At 35.9% G+C, this 17,540-nt stretch carries 14 protein-coding genes and 1 riboswitch; of the genes, 5 read left to right on the top strand and 9 right to left on the bottom strand.

The genetic code is table 11. The features are described 5' to 3' along the window. Positions 1 to 221: 221 nt before the first annotated feature. Together MKZ02_RS21915 and MKZ02_RS21920 are read right to left on the bottom strand one after the other, a co-directional pair. A complete protein-coding gene (locus MKZ02_RS21915) occupies positions 222 to 545 on the bottom strand; it encodes a hypothetical protein (protein WP_047185753.1) in 324 nt (107 codons plus the stop codon). A gap of 12 nt (positions 546 to 557) precedes the next feature. Continuing rightward, the gene (locus tag MKZ02_RS21920; protein WP_340856529.1) at positions 558 to 1,154 is read right to left on the bottom strand and encodes a hypothetical protein; all 597 of its coding nucleotides are present in this window, start codon (positions 1,152 to 1,154) and stop codon (positions 558 to 560) included. Between the two features lie 224 nt (positions 1,155 to 1,378). On the opposite strand from MKZ02_RS21920, the gene MKZ02_RS21925 reads away from it, so the two are divergent. From MKZ02_RS21925 to MKZ02_RS21940, 4 genes are all read left to right on the top strand, one after another. Then, positions 1,379 to 1,744, top strand: coding sequence for a hypothetical protein (locus MKZ02_RS21925; RefSeq protein ID WP_061794320.1), 366 nt, complete (start codon positions 1,379 to 1,381; stop codon positions 1,742 to 1,744). Positions 1,745 to 1,762: 18 nt separating this feature from the next. Next, complete coding sequence (locus tag MKZ02_RS21930; protein ID WP_061794319.1) at positions 1,763 to 2,020, top strand: hypothetical protein; 258 nt, start codon at positions 1,763 to 1,765, stop codon at positions 2,018 to 2,020. 218 nt (positions 2,021 to 2,238) lie between these two features. Next, entirely contained in the window at positions 2,239 to 2,850 is a 612-nt protein-coding gene (locus MKZ02_RS21935; RefSeq protein ID WP_047185750.1) for a recombinase family protein, read from the top strand. 169 nt (positions 2,851 to 3,019) lie between these two features. Next, on the top strand, positions 3,020 to 5,968 hold the full coding sequence (locus tag MKZ02_RS21940; RefSeq protein ID WP_340856534.1) for a Tn3 family transposase: 2,949 nt from the start codon (positions 3,020 to 3,022) through the stop codon (positions 5,966 to 5,968). A gap of 63 nt (positions 5,969 to 6,031) precedes the next feature. Here MKZ02_RS21940 and MKZ02_RS21945 read toward each other — a convergent pair whose 3' ends face one another. From MKZ02_RS21945 to MKZ02_RS21965, 5 genes are all read right to left on the bottom strand, one after another. Next, entirely contained in the window at positions 6,032 to 7,090 is a 1,059-nt protein-coding gene (locus tag MKZ02_RS21945; RefSeq protein WP_340856536.1) for a histidine kinase dimerization/phospho-acceptor domain-containing protein, read from the bottom strand. Beyond that, entirely contained in the window at positions 7,068 to 7,784 is a 717-nt protein-coding gene (locus MKZ02_RS21950) for a response regulator transcription factor (RefSeq protein ID WP_340856538.1), read from the bottom strand. Before MKZ02_RS21950 ends, MKZ02_RS21945 begins: the two co-directional genes overlap by 23 nt. Positions 7,785 to 8,461: 677 nt before the next feature. Further along, on the bottom strand, positions 8,462 to 8,620 hold the full coding sequence (locus MKZ02_RS21955) for a late competence development ComFB family protein (RefSeq protein WP_340856539.1): 159 nt from the start codon (positions 8,618 to 8,620) through the stop codon (positions 8,462 to 8,464). 235 nt (positions 8,621 to 8,855) lie between these two features. Beyond that, positions 8,856 to 10,586: a methyl-accepting chemotaxis protein gene (locus MKZ02_RS21960; RefSeq protein ID WP_340856541.1), complete on the bottom strand. Its 1,731-nt coding sequence runs from the start codon at positions 10,584 to 10,586 to the stop codon at positions 8,856 to 8,858. Positions 10,587 to 10,645: 59 nt separating this feature from the next. Next, positions 10,646 to 12,802, bottom strand: coding sequence for a sensor domain-containing protein (locus tag MKZ02_RS21965; protein WP_340856543.1), 2,157 nt, complete (start codon positions 12,800 to 12,802; stop codon positions 10,646 to 10,648). A gap of 73 nt (positions 12,803 to 12,875) precedes the next feature. Beyond that, a riboswitch (cyclic di-GMP riboswitch) is annotated at positions 12,876 to 12,958 on the bottom strand. Between the two features lie 664 nt (positions 12,959 to 13,622). On the opposite strand from MKZ02_RS21965, the gene MKZ02_RS21970 reads away from it, so the two are divergent. After that, a complete protein-coding gene (locus tag MKZ02_RS21970) occupies positions 13,623 to 13,790 on the top strand; it encodes a response regulator transcription factor (RefSeq protein WP_340856545.1) in 168 nt (55 codons plus the stop codon). Between the two features lie 369 nt (positions 13,791 to 14,159). Here the strand turns inward: MKZ02_RS21970 and MKZ02_RS21975 are convergent, their stop codons facing one another. Further along, complete coding sequence (locus MKZ02_RS21975) at positions 14,160 to 14,987, bottom strand: TrmB family transcriptional regulator (RefSeq protein ID WP_340856546.1); 828 nt, start codon at positions 14,985 to 14,987, stop codon at positions 14,160 to 14,162. 1,093 nt (positions 14,988 to 16,080) lie between these two features. Beyond that, positions 16,081 to 16,992, bottom strand: coding sequence for an endonuclease I family protein (locus tag MKZ02_RS21980; protein WP_340856922.1), 912 nt, complete (start codon positions 16,990 to 16,992; stop codon positions 16,081 to 16,083). Positions 16,993 to 17,540 lie beyond the last annotated feature (548 nt).

Genomic DNA, 17,540 nt, shown 5'->3' on the forward strand with positions numbered 1-17,540 from the left:
TATCCTCTCAAAATAATTGTAAGGGGTACAGCCAACATTTCGGAAATTTTGTACGCTAAGCAAATTTCGACATGATAAAATTCGATTTTCCTTACTTTAAGGGGTCCAACAGTAAAATGTTCATATCGGTTTTGTTGGTATCCCTAGTTAGCCTAAGATAGGCTAGAATATGTAACAAAAAAAGGAAGCGCTTTGCTTCCTTTTTTAGATTTTTAATCCCGTTAATTATCATCTTGTTTTCTTAACAATTTTTCACAGAGTTCCACACAAATACCTTGTGAGCTAAACCTTTTCAACAGTTCGCTTAAATTGACTGACAAACCATTATCTTGTAATATTTCTTCAAACTGTTGGTAGGTTAAATCAGGCATGATTTTTGCTTTCTTTTCCGGAAAAGTCGCTTGAAATTTTTTGTTAATATCTTCTGTTTTAGACTCTAGTACAATTGCTGTGGATGTGAAAGTCAAAATTGTTTCAATGAAATCAATATCAGTATTAGATAATCCTTTACTTCCTAACCATTCACTAACAGTTTCATTTTCCATACTATTTCACTCCTAAAAAAATAACCAATCAGCACCGCGAATTGCCCAAGCTACAGCGATTGATATATTTTCAGCTACTCCTTTGCTAACCCTTGTGTTATCTTTAAACCATACAGGAAGCTGAGTACGAACTTCATTAGCTGCGTTGGCCCCTGCATTTTCAAACTTCTTCAAAAAATTCCCTATCTTTACACTATTGCTTTTAAATGTTCTTGCAGTGGCAGAATCAATAATTTTGAAGGCTCTAGCTGCATCAATAACTTCATCTCCACCTTTTAAAAGTAACTGAGAAACTTTTATAACAGTTTTTGATTTAGCTCCAAACGGAACGATTTTCCCTTCGCCAGCCTCACTCTCATTAATAGATTTTTCATAAGCAATTTGAGAAAGTATAGCTATCTCTTCTGCACTATATCTATCAGAGGCATATCTTTCAGCGGCGTTTATTGGCTCTTCATCATAGTTATCTTCCCATACTGCATCTCCTTCTTCATAAACTTCATTAATTCCTTCTGCTGCAAATACATTTGGTACAAATGCTAATACACCACTAAATAACAGAACACTTACCATGATCGTTAACCCGAGTTTCCTTAAAAGTTTTTCCATAGGTTTACCTCTTCTCTCTTTTTTCTCTTACACTATTAAAATACTACACTAAATTTACACATTTTTCTATACTTTACAATATATCTTACTTACTATTTAAGAGGGAATAATTTCTTCGGAAAACAAGAGTAACTTTCAGGAATGAATCATACATTGAAAAAAAATTACTGGAAGGTGGTATAATTAAGAGTGTAGAAAGCAATGTTAATCTAAAAAACCCACCAATGAGCAGAGCAACCGCAGATGAACTTTTACCGGCGCTAGATGCTATCGAGCATATTCCTGATGAATTATTGGAAAAAGGATCCCCAGAAGAAATCAAAAAATATTTTATGGAGACCTTACCTAGAATTCGCACACAAAGTGTATGGAGTTGTAGTTTGGCAATTAGCGAATTGCTTGTTATGAATGCAATACCGATTGCAAGACTTACTAAGATAAAGAAATATGTTAAAGCATTGGGAGGAGCATGGGAAACTGCAAAACTACTGGTAGGTGCTACAACAGCAGGTGAAAAAGTAGCAACTCCCTCAGCCCTTATTGCGGAATTATCAGGTTTTACAAACGTAAGGAATGAATGTGGGTTTTAAAATGATAGGAGTATCATTTTGATCTGGAGTTTAATCACATCATTCATTCTTAATGTAGCGTTCTTAATTTATATTGTTGTTTTAACTAATAAGGTTAAAGTTTTAAGAAAGGAAACTGCAAAGCCTAGTGAAAACAATGATGAATTAATTGCCTTAGCACAGGAGAAATTGAAAACTCTTGGTGACATTAAGACTATAAAGTATCTAAGAGAAGAAAAAGGCATGTCAATGTTGGACGCTAAGCAACTTGTAGATGCTTTAAAAAAACAGGAGTAGCTTTTGCTACTCCTGTTTTTACGTTTCCCCAGTACGGGGTCCCACCAACGCTACCCCCTTTAATAATTTTTGTCAAAAAGCATACTTTGTGACACGTTAGAAAACAGTTAATATTACCGTGTCATAAAGTGTGTTTTTTAATTTTGAAACATTTCAATTTATTGATATACTTTTTGACATATATTGATAAATAGTTTTATAGAAAGGGGTTATTAATTTTGAAGATTGGATATGCTCGTGTTTCAGCTAAGGACCAAAACCCGGAACGACAGCTTAAAAAATTTCGGGAGCTTGGAATTGAAGAACGTTATATCTTTATTGACAAGCAAAGTGGAAAGGATTTTAACCGACCACAGTATCAAGGGATGCTTCTAATTATTCGGGAAGGGGATTTATTGTACCTTGATGCACTGGACCGATTAGGAAGGGATTACGATGGTATCATTCGGGAATGGAAGTATATTACTCGGGAGCTGAATGCAGATATTGTAGTCCTAGAAAATGAAACCCTTTTTGATAGTAGGAAATTTCGAACTATGGGCGATCTTGGAAAATTAATGGAAGACCAATTTTTAAGTTTACTTTCCTATGTCGCTGAGCAAGAACGTAAAAAAAATAAGCTGCGTCAGGCAGAAGGAATTGAAGTGGCCAAGAATAACGGTGTACGATTCGGGCGTCGTAAGTACGAAATTAATGAGGACTTCATTCGAGTGTATTCGGAATGGAAGTCTGGATTAATCACTGCGACGGAAGGAATGAAGCGTCTTAATTTAAAGCCTAATACTTTTTATCGAAGGGTAAAGGAGTATGAAAACCAAAGAAAAGCGTGAAAATCTTGCATGGAAAAGAAATTCTTACAATAGACCAACGACAAGAGGTAATGATCCCTCCTAAGCGAATGGGAGCTTGCTTCTTACTACTGCTTATCAGAACATGATTCAGAATTTTTGAATAGGGAAATTAAGGAATTTCAAAATTAATTATAAGGATTGATTTAACTTGAGTGTGAAAGAATTGCTGTCACCAGAACAGCGAAAAGAAATATTAAACCTTAATAATTTATCAGAATTTGAATTTACTTCTTATTACAGTCTATCAGACTATGATATTGAAGTTATAAATCGTCATCGAAGAGATCATAATCGATTGGGGTTTGGACTTCAATTATGCATTCTTAGATACCCCGGTTGTCATTTAACTAATGTGTTAGAAATACCCGATAACCTTATTAAATATGTAGCTGCTCAAATTAATGTGCATCCAGAAGTTTATTCTTCATATGCTCAACGTGATACAACTAGGCGTGAGCATTTAGAAAAAATACGCCAAGTGTATGGATATAGAAATTTTAATAACGGTGATTATCGCAAGATCTCTAGTACTCTTTTAAAGGATGCGTTGGAAAATGGAAATGCTTTGTATCTAGTACGCACTGCGATTGATTTATTAAGAAAGGAAAAAATAATCCTTCCTGCAATACCAACAATCGAGAGGATGGTTTGGTTAGCTAGAACACGTGCAGAGAAAAAAATATATGCCAAACTAATAAGTAATCTTTCTGAAAGAAATAAACGTGAACTAGAAAAACTGATTGATTTAACGGTAAATAATAATAAAACTCAATTAGCTTGGCTTAGAGAAATTCCCGGACAGTCGTCACCGGATTCTTTTTTAAAGGTAATAAAAAGATTAAAGTACATTAAAGAAATGAACATTGCAGCTGATACGGGATTAATCCACCCCAATAGACTTTTACAATTAGCACGAATTGGGGCGAGATATGAACCCCATTCTTTTAGAAGATTTAAAGAAGATAAAAGATATGCATTATTAGTTGCTCACTTAATCACTCTCTCCCAAGACTTAACTGATCATGCCATTGAGATTCATGATAGACAAATGATGGTGTTACAAGCAAAAGGTAGAAAAAGTCAAGAAGAAATGCAAAAACAAAATGGAAAGTCAGTAAATGAAAAAGTTGTGCATTATGCAGATATAGGAACGGCTTTAATTAAAGCCAAAGAGGAAGGGATCGATCCTTATTTGGCATTAGAGCAGGTAATGCCTTGGGAAAAAATTGTAGAATCGATTGAAGAAGCTAAATTATTATCAAGACCAATGGACTACGATTATCTTGATTTAATAAAAACACGATATAACTATTTAAGGAAATATACTCCAAGCCTATTGGATTCTTTAGAATTCAAATCTACTAAATCAGCAGAACCTTTATTAAAAGCATTAGGCACTATACGTGAGTTAAATAATTCTGGAAAAAGGAAAGTACCTGAAGGCTCGCCTTTGAATTTTGTTCCTAAACGTTGGCAAAAGCATGTCTTTGATGATGAAGGAAACATTAACCGTCAATATTATGAAATGGCTGCTTTAACAGAACTCAAAAACTATATCCGTTCTGGTGATGTTTGGGTTGAAGGTAGTCGATTACATAAGGATTTTGAAGAATATCTAGTGCCAAAAGACGATTGGGGAAAAGCAAAAGTTCAAGGGACTAATATAGCTGTTAATGTGAATTTTGATCAGTATATATCAGAAAGATATGAAACTTTAAATACGAAACTTAAATGGATTTCCAAAAATATTGATAATATCGAAAGTATCAACATAAAAAAACAAAAGATACATGTTGAGAGATTACAAGCAGATACACCTGAAGAAGCTAGAAATTTTAGCTTATCTCTTTATAAAATGCTTCCAAGAGTTAAACTCACTGATTTATTAATGGAAGTAGCTGAATGGACTGGATTTGAGGAGTCCTTTGTTCACGCTTCTTCCAATCAAGCACCTAAAGGTGAGGAAAAATCTGTTATAATGGCAACGTTAATGGCTATGGGTACAAATATTGGATTAACTAAAATGGCAGAGGCTACTCCCGATATATCATATCGCCAGATGGCTAATGTTATGCAATGGAGATTACATGAAGATGCGATGAATCGTGCTCAAGCAACGTTAGTAAATTATCAGCACCGTCTTTCTTTGGTTTCATATTGGGGAGATGGAACAACTTCATCTTCAGATGGTATGCGTGTTCCTGTCGGTGTATCATCATTACATGCAGATTCAAACCCACATTATGGAACGGGAAAAGGTACAACCATTTATCGATTTACAAGTGATCATTTCTCTTCATTTTATGCAAAGGTAATCAACACGAATGCGAGAGATGCCGTACACGTGATAGATGGATTATTACACCATGAATCCGACCTTTCAATTGAGGAGCATTACACAGATACAGCTGGTTATACGGATCAAGTTTTCGGATTAAGTCATTTATTAGGATTTCGCTTTGCTCCAAGATTGAGAGACATAAGCGACGCAAAATTATATACCCTTACGTCTCCTGATGATTTTCCGAGTATAAAAGTCATACTACGGGGAAAGATTAACACGAAGGTTATTAAAGAAAATTTTGATGATGTATTAAGGCTGGCCCATTCAATTCGGGAAGGAAGAGTTTCTGGATCATTAATGATGGGGAAATTAGGTTCGTATGCAAGACAAAACAAAATTGCCACAGCTCTTCGAGAGATTGGAAGAATTGAAAAAACAATTTTTATTCTTGACTATATTACGAATGAAACATTAAGAAGAAGGATACATCGTGGGTTAAATAAGGGAGAAGCCATGAATGGATTGGCTAGAGCCTTATTTTTTGGTAAACGTGGGGAATTCAGAGAACGTGGCATGCAAGATCAATTACAAAGAGCTAGTGCTTTAAATATATTAATAAATGCAATTAGCGTTTGGAATACAGTGTATTTGGGTGAAGCAACAAAAGAATTAAAGAAACATGATGCCTTAAAAGAAGAATTACTCCCACATATTTCACCTCTAGGTTGGGAACATATTAATCTTCTTGGCGAATATAAGTTTGATTCAAATAGGTTACCAGCTAATATGCTAAGACCCTTAAATAAAAATTAATCTGTATCTGAAGCCAAATTCCTTAACGTACAGGTATTTGGCTTTTTTTGTGTCAAAATTTGCTTAGCGTACAAAATTTCCGAAATGTTGGCTGTACCCCTTATTCGAAAGACCCGATATGGATTTAGAATCATTGATAACTCGAATGGGCCGATCAGTTGCAACTTCAAGACGCTTGGCTGTTTGTTTACATAGCTCTGTAATGTTAATAACTTCTTTCTCAAACGGTTGTTTATTGATTGCAGCCAGGTCAAGGAGTTGTTCCACCATATTCTTTATGCGTTTAGATTCATCCTGTATAGTTTCAATCCCTTCGTTGAGTAGATCCGGATTATCCTTGCCCCAGCGATTTAACATAGAGGCATAGTTTTCAATCACTGTTAATGGGGTTTTTAACTCATGAGACGCATCGCTAATAAATTGCTCCTGCTTTTGAAAGATTTCTTTTAAATAATCAATCATACGATTAAAATTATCTGCTAACTGAAATATTTCATCATGTTTCTTTTGAGGAAGTTGTATCTTCTCGAATCGCCCGTATTTTTGGATGTTATCCATAGTGGTTCCAATGACAGATACGGGTCTTAAAAATATTCTAGAAGTTATTTTTCCAAAGAAGACTGCCAAAACGATCAATAGCACTGATACACCAATTAGAATTGTTAGCAATATTTCAATATCTTCTAAATGATCATCCAAAACTCTCGAAAGTTCTATCGTTCCAATCCTTTGGTTATTTTTAAATATAGGTGCTGTAAAGACAACAATCATATCTCCATCCAGTCTAATCATATCAGTTTGATTAACGACTGAATGGTTAATAGGTAGATTAAATAAATCATCCTCCTCCCCAGTACGCATAATAACTTGATTTTCTTTATCTATAATTCGAACCATCCCATCATCCGGTAAAACTGACTGTAATAAAGGACGCATTGAGGGGGAAAACAAATCATTAGTGTTTAATTTTTCTAATAATCCTTCCCCTATTTCTTTAAGATTTTCCACCTCCCGATTTTCAGTCAACTTCACATAAGAAAAATAAATAATGGTGTTGGCAATCAATAGGATGAGAAGAGACCAACAAACTAAAAGTAAACTAAGCTTTGCTTTGATACTCATTTTTCTTTCCTTTGATCATAAAGCCCACTCCACGAACCGTATGAATAAGGGGATGTGAGAACCCATGATCTATTTTTTTTCGTAGATAACCCATGTATACGTCTACTACATTCGTTTCCCCTACATAATCAAATCCCCATACTGCGTTAAGTAGTTGATCTCTTGATAAAACTTGATTAGAATGATCCATCATAAATACCAGCAAATCAAACTCTCTTCTAGTCAATTCTACAGATAGATTTGCCCTAAATACAGATCTTGCAACGTCATCAACCTCTAAGTCATCGATGATTTTTAAGGAATTGGTCGAATTCAACTTCATTTTTAATTCCGAGACCCTAAGAGCTGATCTGACTCTTGCTAATAGTTCCTCCATCTCAAAGGGTTTTGTAATATAGTCATTTGCACCATGATCAAGCCCATTCACTTTATCGTATACAGAATTACGGGCTGTAACCAAGATAATGGGCGTTTTTTCATCCTCTAAGCGAACCCGTCGCAGGACCTCAAAACCGCTCATTTCAGGGAGCATAACATCCAGTAAAACGAGGTTCCATTCGCCTTCCTTTACGCGTTTTAAGGCTTCCTTTCCATTTTCCACGGCCTCAACTTCGTATCCCTCATGCTCTAGCTCTAGTGAAAGAATCCGGGCAATCTTCTTCTCATCCTCAACGATTAGGATTTTCTTTTTCATATCACTTTTCCTCCCTTTCCTCTATTAACAACTATGCAAAATGTTTATGACAAGTATTTAAGAAAATCTTAAGAGTTTTATAAGATTCTTTAATTGTTTTACTTTTATCATTACATCTTCACTTAGACTTTTCACCATTTGAGTGTCAGTGAATTCAACCAACCATTTATTGTCCGATACATTGTTATCACTTAATTTCTCGTAACCTGTACTCAAGATGGTATTCAAAAATTGCACCTTTATAACGATAAGGAGCTTTCAACAGGAAAAGCCCGAATTCTTAGCATTAAAGTTAAGAATTTGGGCAATTTGATGATCATCCTTTATTTATAAAAATCATTGAATTCACATGATTTCGATAGTATGTAATGTCTCCGAGACCCTAATAACGGATGAATTCGTCTTTCATTTTGAATTTTTCTTAGTAATCATCCATTCCTGCTTTAACTTTACCTCCGGCAACATGAAACACTTGAAATACAAAGATTCCTTTTCTTTGCCTATAATTTACTTGAAAATTACTTAGTTGATAAGCTTGTAAATGAATCTTGTGTTTATTCTATATTGGTACAGCGTTTATTTGAAGAAACTTGTGCTGCAGCTTGAGCAACGATAGCTATTGTATTATCGTTTTCTTGGGTATTCACAACCGTGTGCATTGCCTCCACTAGAGGACGCTAACTGTCCTTAACAATATATTTTGGACGTACTTTATTTAGTGAAAGCGCTAAAATAACCTCTCGGCACTTCTCACATTTACAAGAAAGATGCAAGCGGTCTAAATGCTCTGCAACTATTCCTTTGATGACACCTTCCATTACATTGTGCACAGCCATTTTTAATCCCTCATTTCTCTTTCATTATGAAGCGGCTAAAAAATATCAATGATTATTTAGAAGAACAAATTATTCTGCACTTTTAAGCTGTGAAGGGCCGCTCCTATGCCCATCAAATTGTCCAAGCAGCTGCCTGATTTCTGTGTCTAACTTTGTATGTTCACTTCAGTTTCGTACACTGTTCTTTCTATCTTGTTATAGAAAGAACAGATGTTTCATCCAATGTATAACGTTGCTAGATCATTTTTTCCAACTGAGATAACAAGGAAATAACATGATCAGAAGCTTCCTGAAGCTGTTCAAAGGCATGTTGAGCTTCAGGAAGATTTCCTTGTTCGTAGCTTTCTACAGCTTGCTTTGCATAATAATGTACAGCTTGGTGAGGCTCTTCGAGCTGTTGAAACGCGGATTGGTTTTTAATGTACGGAGGTAGCTCGCCGTAATACCATTGACCGAGCCTGCACGCTTCATAGGATGAGACCTGATTCGAATCAAGCGTTTCTATCTCAAGCAGCATATTATAAACCTTCCATTTCCAAAGAAGGTGATCTGTTTTGGCCACCTTAATAACATCTTTGGCATTTAGTCTAATATTTGTTTCAAAGAAGGTGCGGCGATACTTATCCATCTGTTTGCTTAGTTCAAAGATTACTTGAGCCGTTCTCTTGGCAATATCTTGAGATAAAGTACCAAGATCAAGCATCGCTGAATTTCGTTGGGCAATTTCCATAATCGCAGAAGTCTGCTCCTCCGTCATTGCCGCAATTTGTGAAGTCGATTGGTTGATTTTCTGCATGGTTGAGACGATTTTTTCTAATGCTTCATCCGCATACTGGGCTTCTTTAACACTTCGCTCAACCAGCTTTTCAGTGCTGCCCATTTGTTGTGTCACTTGATGAGAAACGCTTTGCAAAGATTCCATATTGACGGTAATCTGCATGGTTTGTTCTTTTGTATGTTCAGCTAACTTCCGAACCTCTTTCGCTACAACCGCAAAGCCTTTTCCATGTTCTCCGGCACGCGCTGCTTCAATACTCGCGTTTAGAGCAAGTAAATTCGTTTGATCTGTAATTTCTTGAATCACTTTTACTACACTTTGAATTTGCTCAATTTCCTCATTTAGTTGATTGACTTGTCTCGTCACATCACGGTAGACATGACCCACTTTTTGAATATCCTGTAAGGCTTCATTAATAACCTGTTTGCTTTGCTCAGCCGATTGAACGGCTTCATCTGTTCTTTCAGCTACTTTGACGGAATGATCGGCTACTTCCATAATAGAGGCGCTCACTTCCTCGGCAGCAGCTGTAACATTATGACTTTCCTTCACTATATTGTCCATTTCTGTGATCAGCTGCTTTGTTGTATTCAGCTGTGTCATGTCATTGAGCATGTCAGAAACACCAAATAGAAAAGATTTAAATGTTTCTTCCATGTAAACCTCAACGATAAGCTGCTGGTCGAAGGCTGCTAGTTTCTGAACGGCAAGAACTATCTTCATCATTTGGTTAGGATGCGGATGGAGTTTCTCCATCAATATTGTTGTCATAATTTGAATCAGCAGATGATGCGCAGCAATAAAGTGTTCTGCTGTCAGATGGATGCGGCTGTGCACCTGGCCAACCACGATTCTCGTCAGTATATATTCTTTATCAACGTCCGCTCGGAGGAGCTGCTCAACATACCTTTCCATTGTCAGCCTTAAGCGCTCAACTGTAGAATGTTCTGTGATCATTTGTTTAAGGTGATCTACAGAAGTAATATGCTCGTAAAATTGATTCACTATTTCTTCTTTATAAGGAAGAAGAATGGGCAGAGCTTCCTTCACATGATCCAGCGTTTCTTGGCTGACTCCCATAAATGCCAGCCGTTCTTTCACCCTTTCTCCTACTGTAGATATCTCTTTTGCCGCAGAATTATCCAAATAGTCCATCCATGACTTTGTTTTCTTTGAAAAAAGCTTCATACTTTTCCTCCCTCAATCCTTATATAGCTGCTCGTTGTCGTTAATGCATCTTCTTTAATCTATCTCTTAATTCCCGTACCTCTGGCAGATTCTTTTAAATACTCTTCAAAGTCCTGACTAGACAAAGGCTTACTAAATAAAAAACCTTGCCCTTGGAGACAGCCATCCTCTCTCAGAACATTTAGCTGTCCCTGATTTTCAACCCCTTCTGCAATCACATTGATGCCAAGGGTTTGTGAAAGTGTCAAGACAGCTTGCACAATAGCCTGACTTTCCTTATTTTGATGAATATCCCGAATGAACGAAGCATCAATTTTCAGCGTATCGACAGGTAAATGCTTAATATAGCTAAATGAACTGTACCCTGTTCCAAAGTCATCAATAGAGATATGAATCCCCAAATCTCTAAGTTGTTGTAAAATAGTTATTGCATTTTCAATATTAACAAATACACTTTCTGTCACTTCAATCTCAAGCCATTTCGGCTCCAATCTGGTTTCTATTAGAATCTTTTCAATTTTCCTTACAATATCAGGGTCCGAGATTTGGCGCGCAGACAAATTGATGGATATCTTTAGCGGAGTATAACCCTTATCTTGCCATTCTTTATTTTGTTCACACCCACGGCGCAGTACCCATTCCCCTAAAGGGATAATTATTCCTGTTTCTTCAGCCAAGGGAATAAAATTATTGGGAGAAATCTTCCCCAGTTCTGGATGATTCCAACGCACGAGCGCTTCCATTCCAATTAATATGTTTTTTGAAAGATCTATTTTCGGTTGATAATCAATATGAAACTGCTCAAGCTGAATCGCTTTTCTCAACTCATTCTCTAATAAAATACGCTCCAATGACTTTTCTTCCATTTCTGCTTCGAAAAAGGCATATCCGTTCCGGCCTCGTTCTTTTACAAAATAAAGAGCGGTATCTGCTTTGCTCAACAGTTCACCAGCTTTCTCTCCATCTTGCGGAAAGGTCGCAATACCGATACTACAGGAAGGTGTATACATCTGGCCGGCGATTTCTAACGGTTCTTGGAAGTCTAAATGAATCCGTTCCACCAGCCGCTCCAGTTCTTCTATTTTGGATATGCCACTTAGCAGTACAGTGAATTCATCGCCTCCTAATCGGGCAACTAAATCCGATGAACGAAGTGACTTTTTAATACGCTCGGCTGCTTTAGTTAAAATGAAATCGCCATTCTCATGCCCCCATGAATCATTCACAAATTTGAATCGATCTAAATCAATAAACATTACAGCAAGCTGAGAAGAGGAACTTTTTGCTTTCTTAATCTCCTCCCGCAAATGCTTCATAAACAATCTGCGGTTCGGCAGATCGGTCAAAGTATCATGATAGGCTAAATGATAAATCATTTTTTCCGACTTTTTCCGATCGGTTATGTCTCTCATGATAAACACGAAATCTTTTGCTTTTCTGTCCCCGTTCATAATGGGACTAATTCTTGCTTCCATATCCTTATACTGATTTCTGCTCGTTCTAATACGAAACTCTATCTGCGAAGACATTTTTTTCTTTTTAGCTAGCAATCTTAATTCAGTGTATAAAATCTTTTGATCTTCTTCATGAATCCACTTGAAGAGCTGGTTAGACTTTAGTTCACACATGTCATGCCCCAGTATTGTTATATGAGAAGGAGAAATGTATTGAAAGTTTCCTTCTTTGTCAATAATTGAAATCAAGTCAGCTGAGTTTTCCGTAATTAAACGGTATTTCTCCTCGCTTCTTCGCATTTCTTCTTCCATTTTCTTTCGAGAACTGATATCATTTCGGATCGACACATATTGATATGGTTTTCCCTGATCATTTAAAAATGGAACAATCGTCGTATCTACCCAGTAAAAAGAACCATCCTTCGCTCTATTCCGCACCTCTCCTCTCCAGGTTTCTCCTGATCCAATTGTAGCCCACATTTGTTTGAAAATTCCCCCAGAATGATAGCCTGAATTTAAAATACGATGGTCTTGACCTATTAATTCTTCTCGGCTATATTTGGAAATTTTACAGAACTGGTCATTTACATGAAAGATCCTTCCCTTTTGATCAGTGATAGCAATGATAGAAGACTGATCCAGTGCATATTTGACATCTCTTAACTCTTTTAACAAGGCTTCAATTGGTTTATTTTTTTCATCTAATGGCTCTATCAAGTGAGAAATTTCAGAAAGATCCGGTGTAACAGGTGCTTTTTTCAATTTATTTTCCTCCAGCTCTATGAAATATATAATGTTTAAGTTAAATAAAACCCATTCGACAAAAAACCGACTCTAAGAAAAGAGTCGGTTGCACTAGTCGCTCCAAGCCATTCAAGTGCCCAGATATAAATGGCTGTTCATCGCTTCTCTATATGACTATTATATTAAGTAGTAAATGGCTTAATTGAATAACTTCTTACGAACATAATAGTTCTTTTAGCCTAAACAGTCAATAAAAAATGGAAAATATAGAAGAAGTAAAATACTCCCTCCCCTCGACAGATTTAGCACTAAAAAGATTATCGTAATTAGGAATTCATTTTGAAAAAGTTTTATCAAAGTGAATTCCTATTCAGAACATTTAAGCTTGGATTTTATAAAAGGTTTGATCATTTTCTAATTTATCCTTGATCATAAAAATACATTTATTTCTAATAAGGGGTACCCCCATTACTAAAGATTATTTAGACAATTATTTTGAAATGGATCAATTAGTTCCTTACAAACTAAAACACATTATCCCCAAGCGCCGTGTAATTGGGCTTCTCGATCTTCAATCAAAAAAAGACTATGAAAAAAGTGAGTATTTTAATAGCTTTATGACAAATATGGATTCTATAACAACACAGGAATATTTTTAGTAAAGGATAATAGAGTTGTTGGATTGGTGGACTTTGTTACTTCAAAAAATAAAAAAGAAATTAATAAAACTGAGGTTATGTGTCTTGAAATTATATTGAGGTATTTAGCGCAAAGATTGCATGAGCACTGGTTATTGAAAACGGTTTCTTTGGAAATTCCTTAACGCCTAGAGAGAGGCGTGTTGCGCTACGTGAAAAAGGAATATTCCAATAAACAAATTGCCGACATGCTATTTATTAGTGAAAATACTATAAAAAAACATATACAGAGCCTTTACGAAAAATTTGATGTTAATAATCGTACAAACCTCTGTTTTAAGGTACATAATTTGGAGAGTTTACAATAATACATTCAAGCTAATGTACTTAAATTTAAAAATGAGTCGATCATGAGCAGATGTAGTGCTAGATTGGAATAAAATTTGACCAAAAATATCTTGGTGCATTTTATTGAGCAGCATATACAAAAATCATGTTTTGGAAAAAGGTTGATCAAAAATAGATTCTTATTCAGCAGCCTTATTTTCATTTTTATAAAAAGTTGCTCATTTTCTACCTGTATCGCATAGCAGTCGCGCCCAATTGTTGAAGTTCAATGGCTGTTGAAGCTGCTCGCGCCTGTGAACTCTAATACCTGTTAGTTTAAGAAAAAAGCATTATTTGCTATGAAGTAATGCTTTTGTTCTTATATTGTATAAAACAATAATAGTATAAATTTAGTCCACGTAATGTTTTTTAAAATTCGGATGGATAGAAAATTTGCGGCGTAAATTGACGAGTTTTTTCCCAAAACTTTCTTCTAAAAGATCTTTATGTTTCTCCATAATTTCCATGAGATACAAATGGTGAATCATGAATTCTGTAATGGGCATGACTAAGCCTACATGCATCGTCCAGGCTGCACGGCTATCTTTCTCCAGTGAGACAATACCTGCTACTACTTCTGAATCATCTCCACTAATAACTAGCCATCGTCCACCGTACTTTTCCGTAATTTCATGACCCATATAGTGGAGGTAAACATTAGCAAAATCAGAGACGATTTCCCCATAAATAATAATCGTTACATTAACTCCTCTTTTTGCTGCCTGTCTTAGTTCAGACTCCAATTCTTCAAATTCTTCTTTCCAAATCTCTAAGAGAATTCTTTTTTTTGCAGATGCTATACAAGCTTTTACCTTATCAAGTATTTCATTGCGTCCCGTGATATTCCAGATGTTTTCACGGTCATTTGCAGAACGTTCAAACTCCGCTAATGACTTTTCTGCCATTTCAAAATTCTCTTCTGCCTTCATTCGACGGCTTTTAATTAGCTCTTTTGCAGGAACAGGTGTATATTGTGGTGTGTTTCCAGGACTAACCAGAATGTCTCCACGCATGGTAAGACTGTCCAGAACTTCATAAATTCTTGAGCGTGGTACACCGGAATTTTTTGCTACTGCATAGCCAGTTAATGGCGATTCTTCCAACAAAGTAAGATATGCTTTCCCTTCATACTCGGTAAAATTTAGATTTTTTAATATTTCTAAAATGTCTTCTTTCATAAGCCCTCCAACACAACCTTAGTCGCTACCTTTGTAACTGGTATTTTAGCAAAATCTGTTGATTTTTTCCATGAGTAGCTGATATACTTCCATAAGTTGTTACTTAAGTAACAACTATTAAGAGCGGGAGGTTAGCCGCAAGTAATCCTAAAAAATAGGGCCTTAATTTTGGAGACAGCGGCTCGGTGGTGGACCAAACAAAAGCATGGATTTGCTAATCCATGCCTGTTTTGGTATTTTTGCTACCTTAATGTGATGTTTACTTTTTAATAAACTCCTCAGACTTACGATATAGCAAATTTTTCAATAGCCAAACGTTAATAGAGTGAGTTGCTGGATGACTAAAGGTTACCTAAGTTTGGATATTAGCCTATTAGTGGTTATGAATAACCGTGAGAAGATAGTCTAGTGGACAATCTTATGTTGAGTGAGTTGTTTGTTTCTCTCATTTTGTTTACTCAAGTAGGTACGGGCCAACCAAACCCATCCGTATACAAACAAAAAGATGCCTAATAAATAGAAAGGACTCGTTAATGTTATAATTTCTTTGCTTAGTAAAAGAATAAAAAAAGCAGAACCGCCTACGAGATAAGAGCTCAACAGCATTAACTTGATCAGGAACTTGCCGGGAAATTTCACGAACCAAACCTCCTGTACTCTAGAATAATGATGCATTGGTTAATATATTCATGATGAAAGAACTTAGTTTTTATACGTTCTATAATCAAATAGGTTTCATCAATAAGAATGGATCGCTACTTCTGCTGAATATACACCCCTCTTCACATGCATTAAGGGTTACTAAGCCGGCTCCTCTGTAATCAGGAACCGGCTTGTCGGTTGGTTTGTCAAACCCTCTTAAAATGTATCATTAAACGCTGGAAAAGGACCGTCTGCTATGGGTTTATTATTAGAAAAGAAATTCGAGAGCTCCTTTCTGGATTTTAGTTAAACTGGCTGTTCCCTGATGAAAATCTAGAAAGAAGGTACCTCTTAGTTTACGCGCATCCTTAAACTTGTTCATACACCTGCCTACAAGTTTTTCATTTCATATATATGACCACACAGTTGCTGTGCTTCCAATTTCAACTAATTAATTTGATAAACCTAGCATAAAATCTATTTGGTCAGCATATTGCGGGAAATCTATTAGGGGATTCCGGTTTTTTTGAATATCAAAAATCGCCTTGTTACGGTGTTTTTCATAAATAGATACTTTATAATCACTGTGCCACTTCAGTAACAGTTCAACGTCTTTATTGCTGTATTGGCTGATTTCTCCAGGATATCTTAATAAAAAATACAACGTTGCTCTGGCAACTTCACCTTTGCCACTTTCAGGTTCAAATTTAGCCTTTTCGTATTTTCCGCATTGTGTTTTAATTACTTCGGTCTCCATTTTAGGAGAATAATCGACGAAATCATAATAAGGATGATTAGATCTTAAGGAATTGCATTCTTTTTCACAAGTAAAAAGATGGTGTAAATCTCCTTTTATTGGGTTACGCTTATCAAACCATGATTGCGGAACAACATGTTCGCAATTGTACATGTTTTCACTTTGAAGGGATGTTATTATTTCTTGTATATGATCATGATTAACCGAGTCACTTTTCAGCAGTTCATCATAAGCTTGTTCTCTTTTCCGATCTGATTCGTAATCTTCTTTCATGACTTGTTCAGGGTCCTTTTCTCTTCCTGAATATATGCTCTTCAAGTTCCCGTCAGCCTGAAGATCGACCAATGAATAAAGATAATTTCGGGTTTTGGAGTTATAAGGAAGCCGATTAGTATGTGTGGTGGCAACTAAATGATTCAATTGTTTAAATAATTCTTCTTTGTTCGCTTCATTAAAATGAATTTGATCGTAATAGTTTGAGATTATATGCTGATCCTTTTCCCAGTCATAATACTCTTTTTTACTTTCAAATCTCTTTTTATTATGCTCCAATTCTAGTAATGCAGCTGTTAAACCTATTTTTTTGTTTGAAGATACTTTTTTCATGCTATCCAATGTGCTTCCCCTTTCTTATTTCGTTTTATAATCACCAACATAACAACGCATTTAAAGAAGTAGAGGAAAATTAGATAATTTACAGATTTGTTACTTATGATGCAGTTTTGTTACAAACAAAAGAACTTTATTCGGATTCGACATTTTTTATTGGTCTCCTTGCTGGATTTCAGGTATGATATAATCATAAAGTAGCATATAATAAAAAACCGCCGGTGCTGGAACACCAAGCGGTCCATACAATAGACGGTTCCCTGCTAGGGTGATCGCTATAAACTATTCACAACAAACTTAACTCACCCTTTATGCTGGCATGCTCAAGGGTGGGTTATTTTTTATGGTCAAATGACAGCATTCCTATGATTAAGCCTGCAAAAGTACATGCAAACATCAACGCTTCAAAGACCGTCACGAGCACTCCCCTCCTTTCTTCTGAGGACGTGCTAACCACCCTTGAGAATCCTTATTCTATTGTGTTTTATATTATATCATGTGCTAAGACAATCTGGGTTTATATTCCATAAAAAATGCTCGGTCTT

This window comes from Pseudobacillus sp. FSL P4-0506, from assembly GCF_038003025.1.
Classification (GTDB): Bacteria; Bacillota; Bacilli; order Bacillales; family Domibacillaceae; genus Pseudobacillus.

Bases quoted from the DNA above. Each gene is read 5' to 3' on its own strand.
- MKZ02_RS21950 (WP_340856538.1), bottom strand. From the start codon at position 7,784: ATGAAAAAGAAAATCCTAATCGTTGAGGATGAGAAGAAGATTGCCCGG.
- MKZ02_RS21980 (WP_340856922.1), bottom strand. From the start codon at position 16,992: ATGAAAAAAGTATCTTCAAACAAAAAAATAGGTTTAACAGCTGCATTA.
- MKZ02_RS21915 (WP_047185753.1), bottom strand. From the start codon at position 545: ATGGAAAATGAAACTGTTAGTGAATGGTTAGGAAGTAAAGGATTATCT.
- MKZ02_RS21925 (WP_061794320.1), top strand. From the start codon at position 1,379: ATGAGCAGAGCAACCGCAGATGAACTTTTACCGGCGCTAGATGCTATC.
- MKZ02_RS21960 (WP_340856541.1), bottom strand. From the start codon at position 10,586: ATGAAGCTTTTTTCAAAGAAAACAAAGTCATGGATGGACTATTTGGAT.
- MKZ02_RS21975 (WP_340856546.1), bottom strand. From the start codon at position 14,987: ATGAAAGAAGACATTTTAGAAATATTAAAAAATCTAAATTTTACCGAG.
- MKZ02_RS21955 (WP_340856539.1), bottom strand. From the start codon at position 8,620: ATGGCTGTGCACAATGTAATGGAAGGTGTCATCAAAGGAATAGTTGCA.
- MKZ02_RS21920 (WP_340856529.1), bottom strand. From the start codon at position 1,154: ATGGAAAAACTTTTAAGGAAACTCGGGTTAACGATCATGGTAAGTGTT.
- MKZ02_RS21945 (WP_340856536.1), bottom strand. From the start codon at position 7,090: ATGAGTATCAAAGCAAAGCTTAGTTTACTTTTAGTTTGTTGGTCTCTT.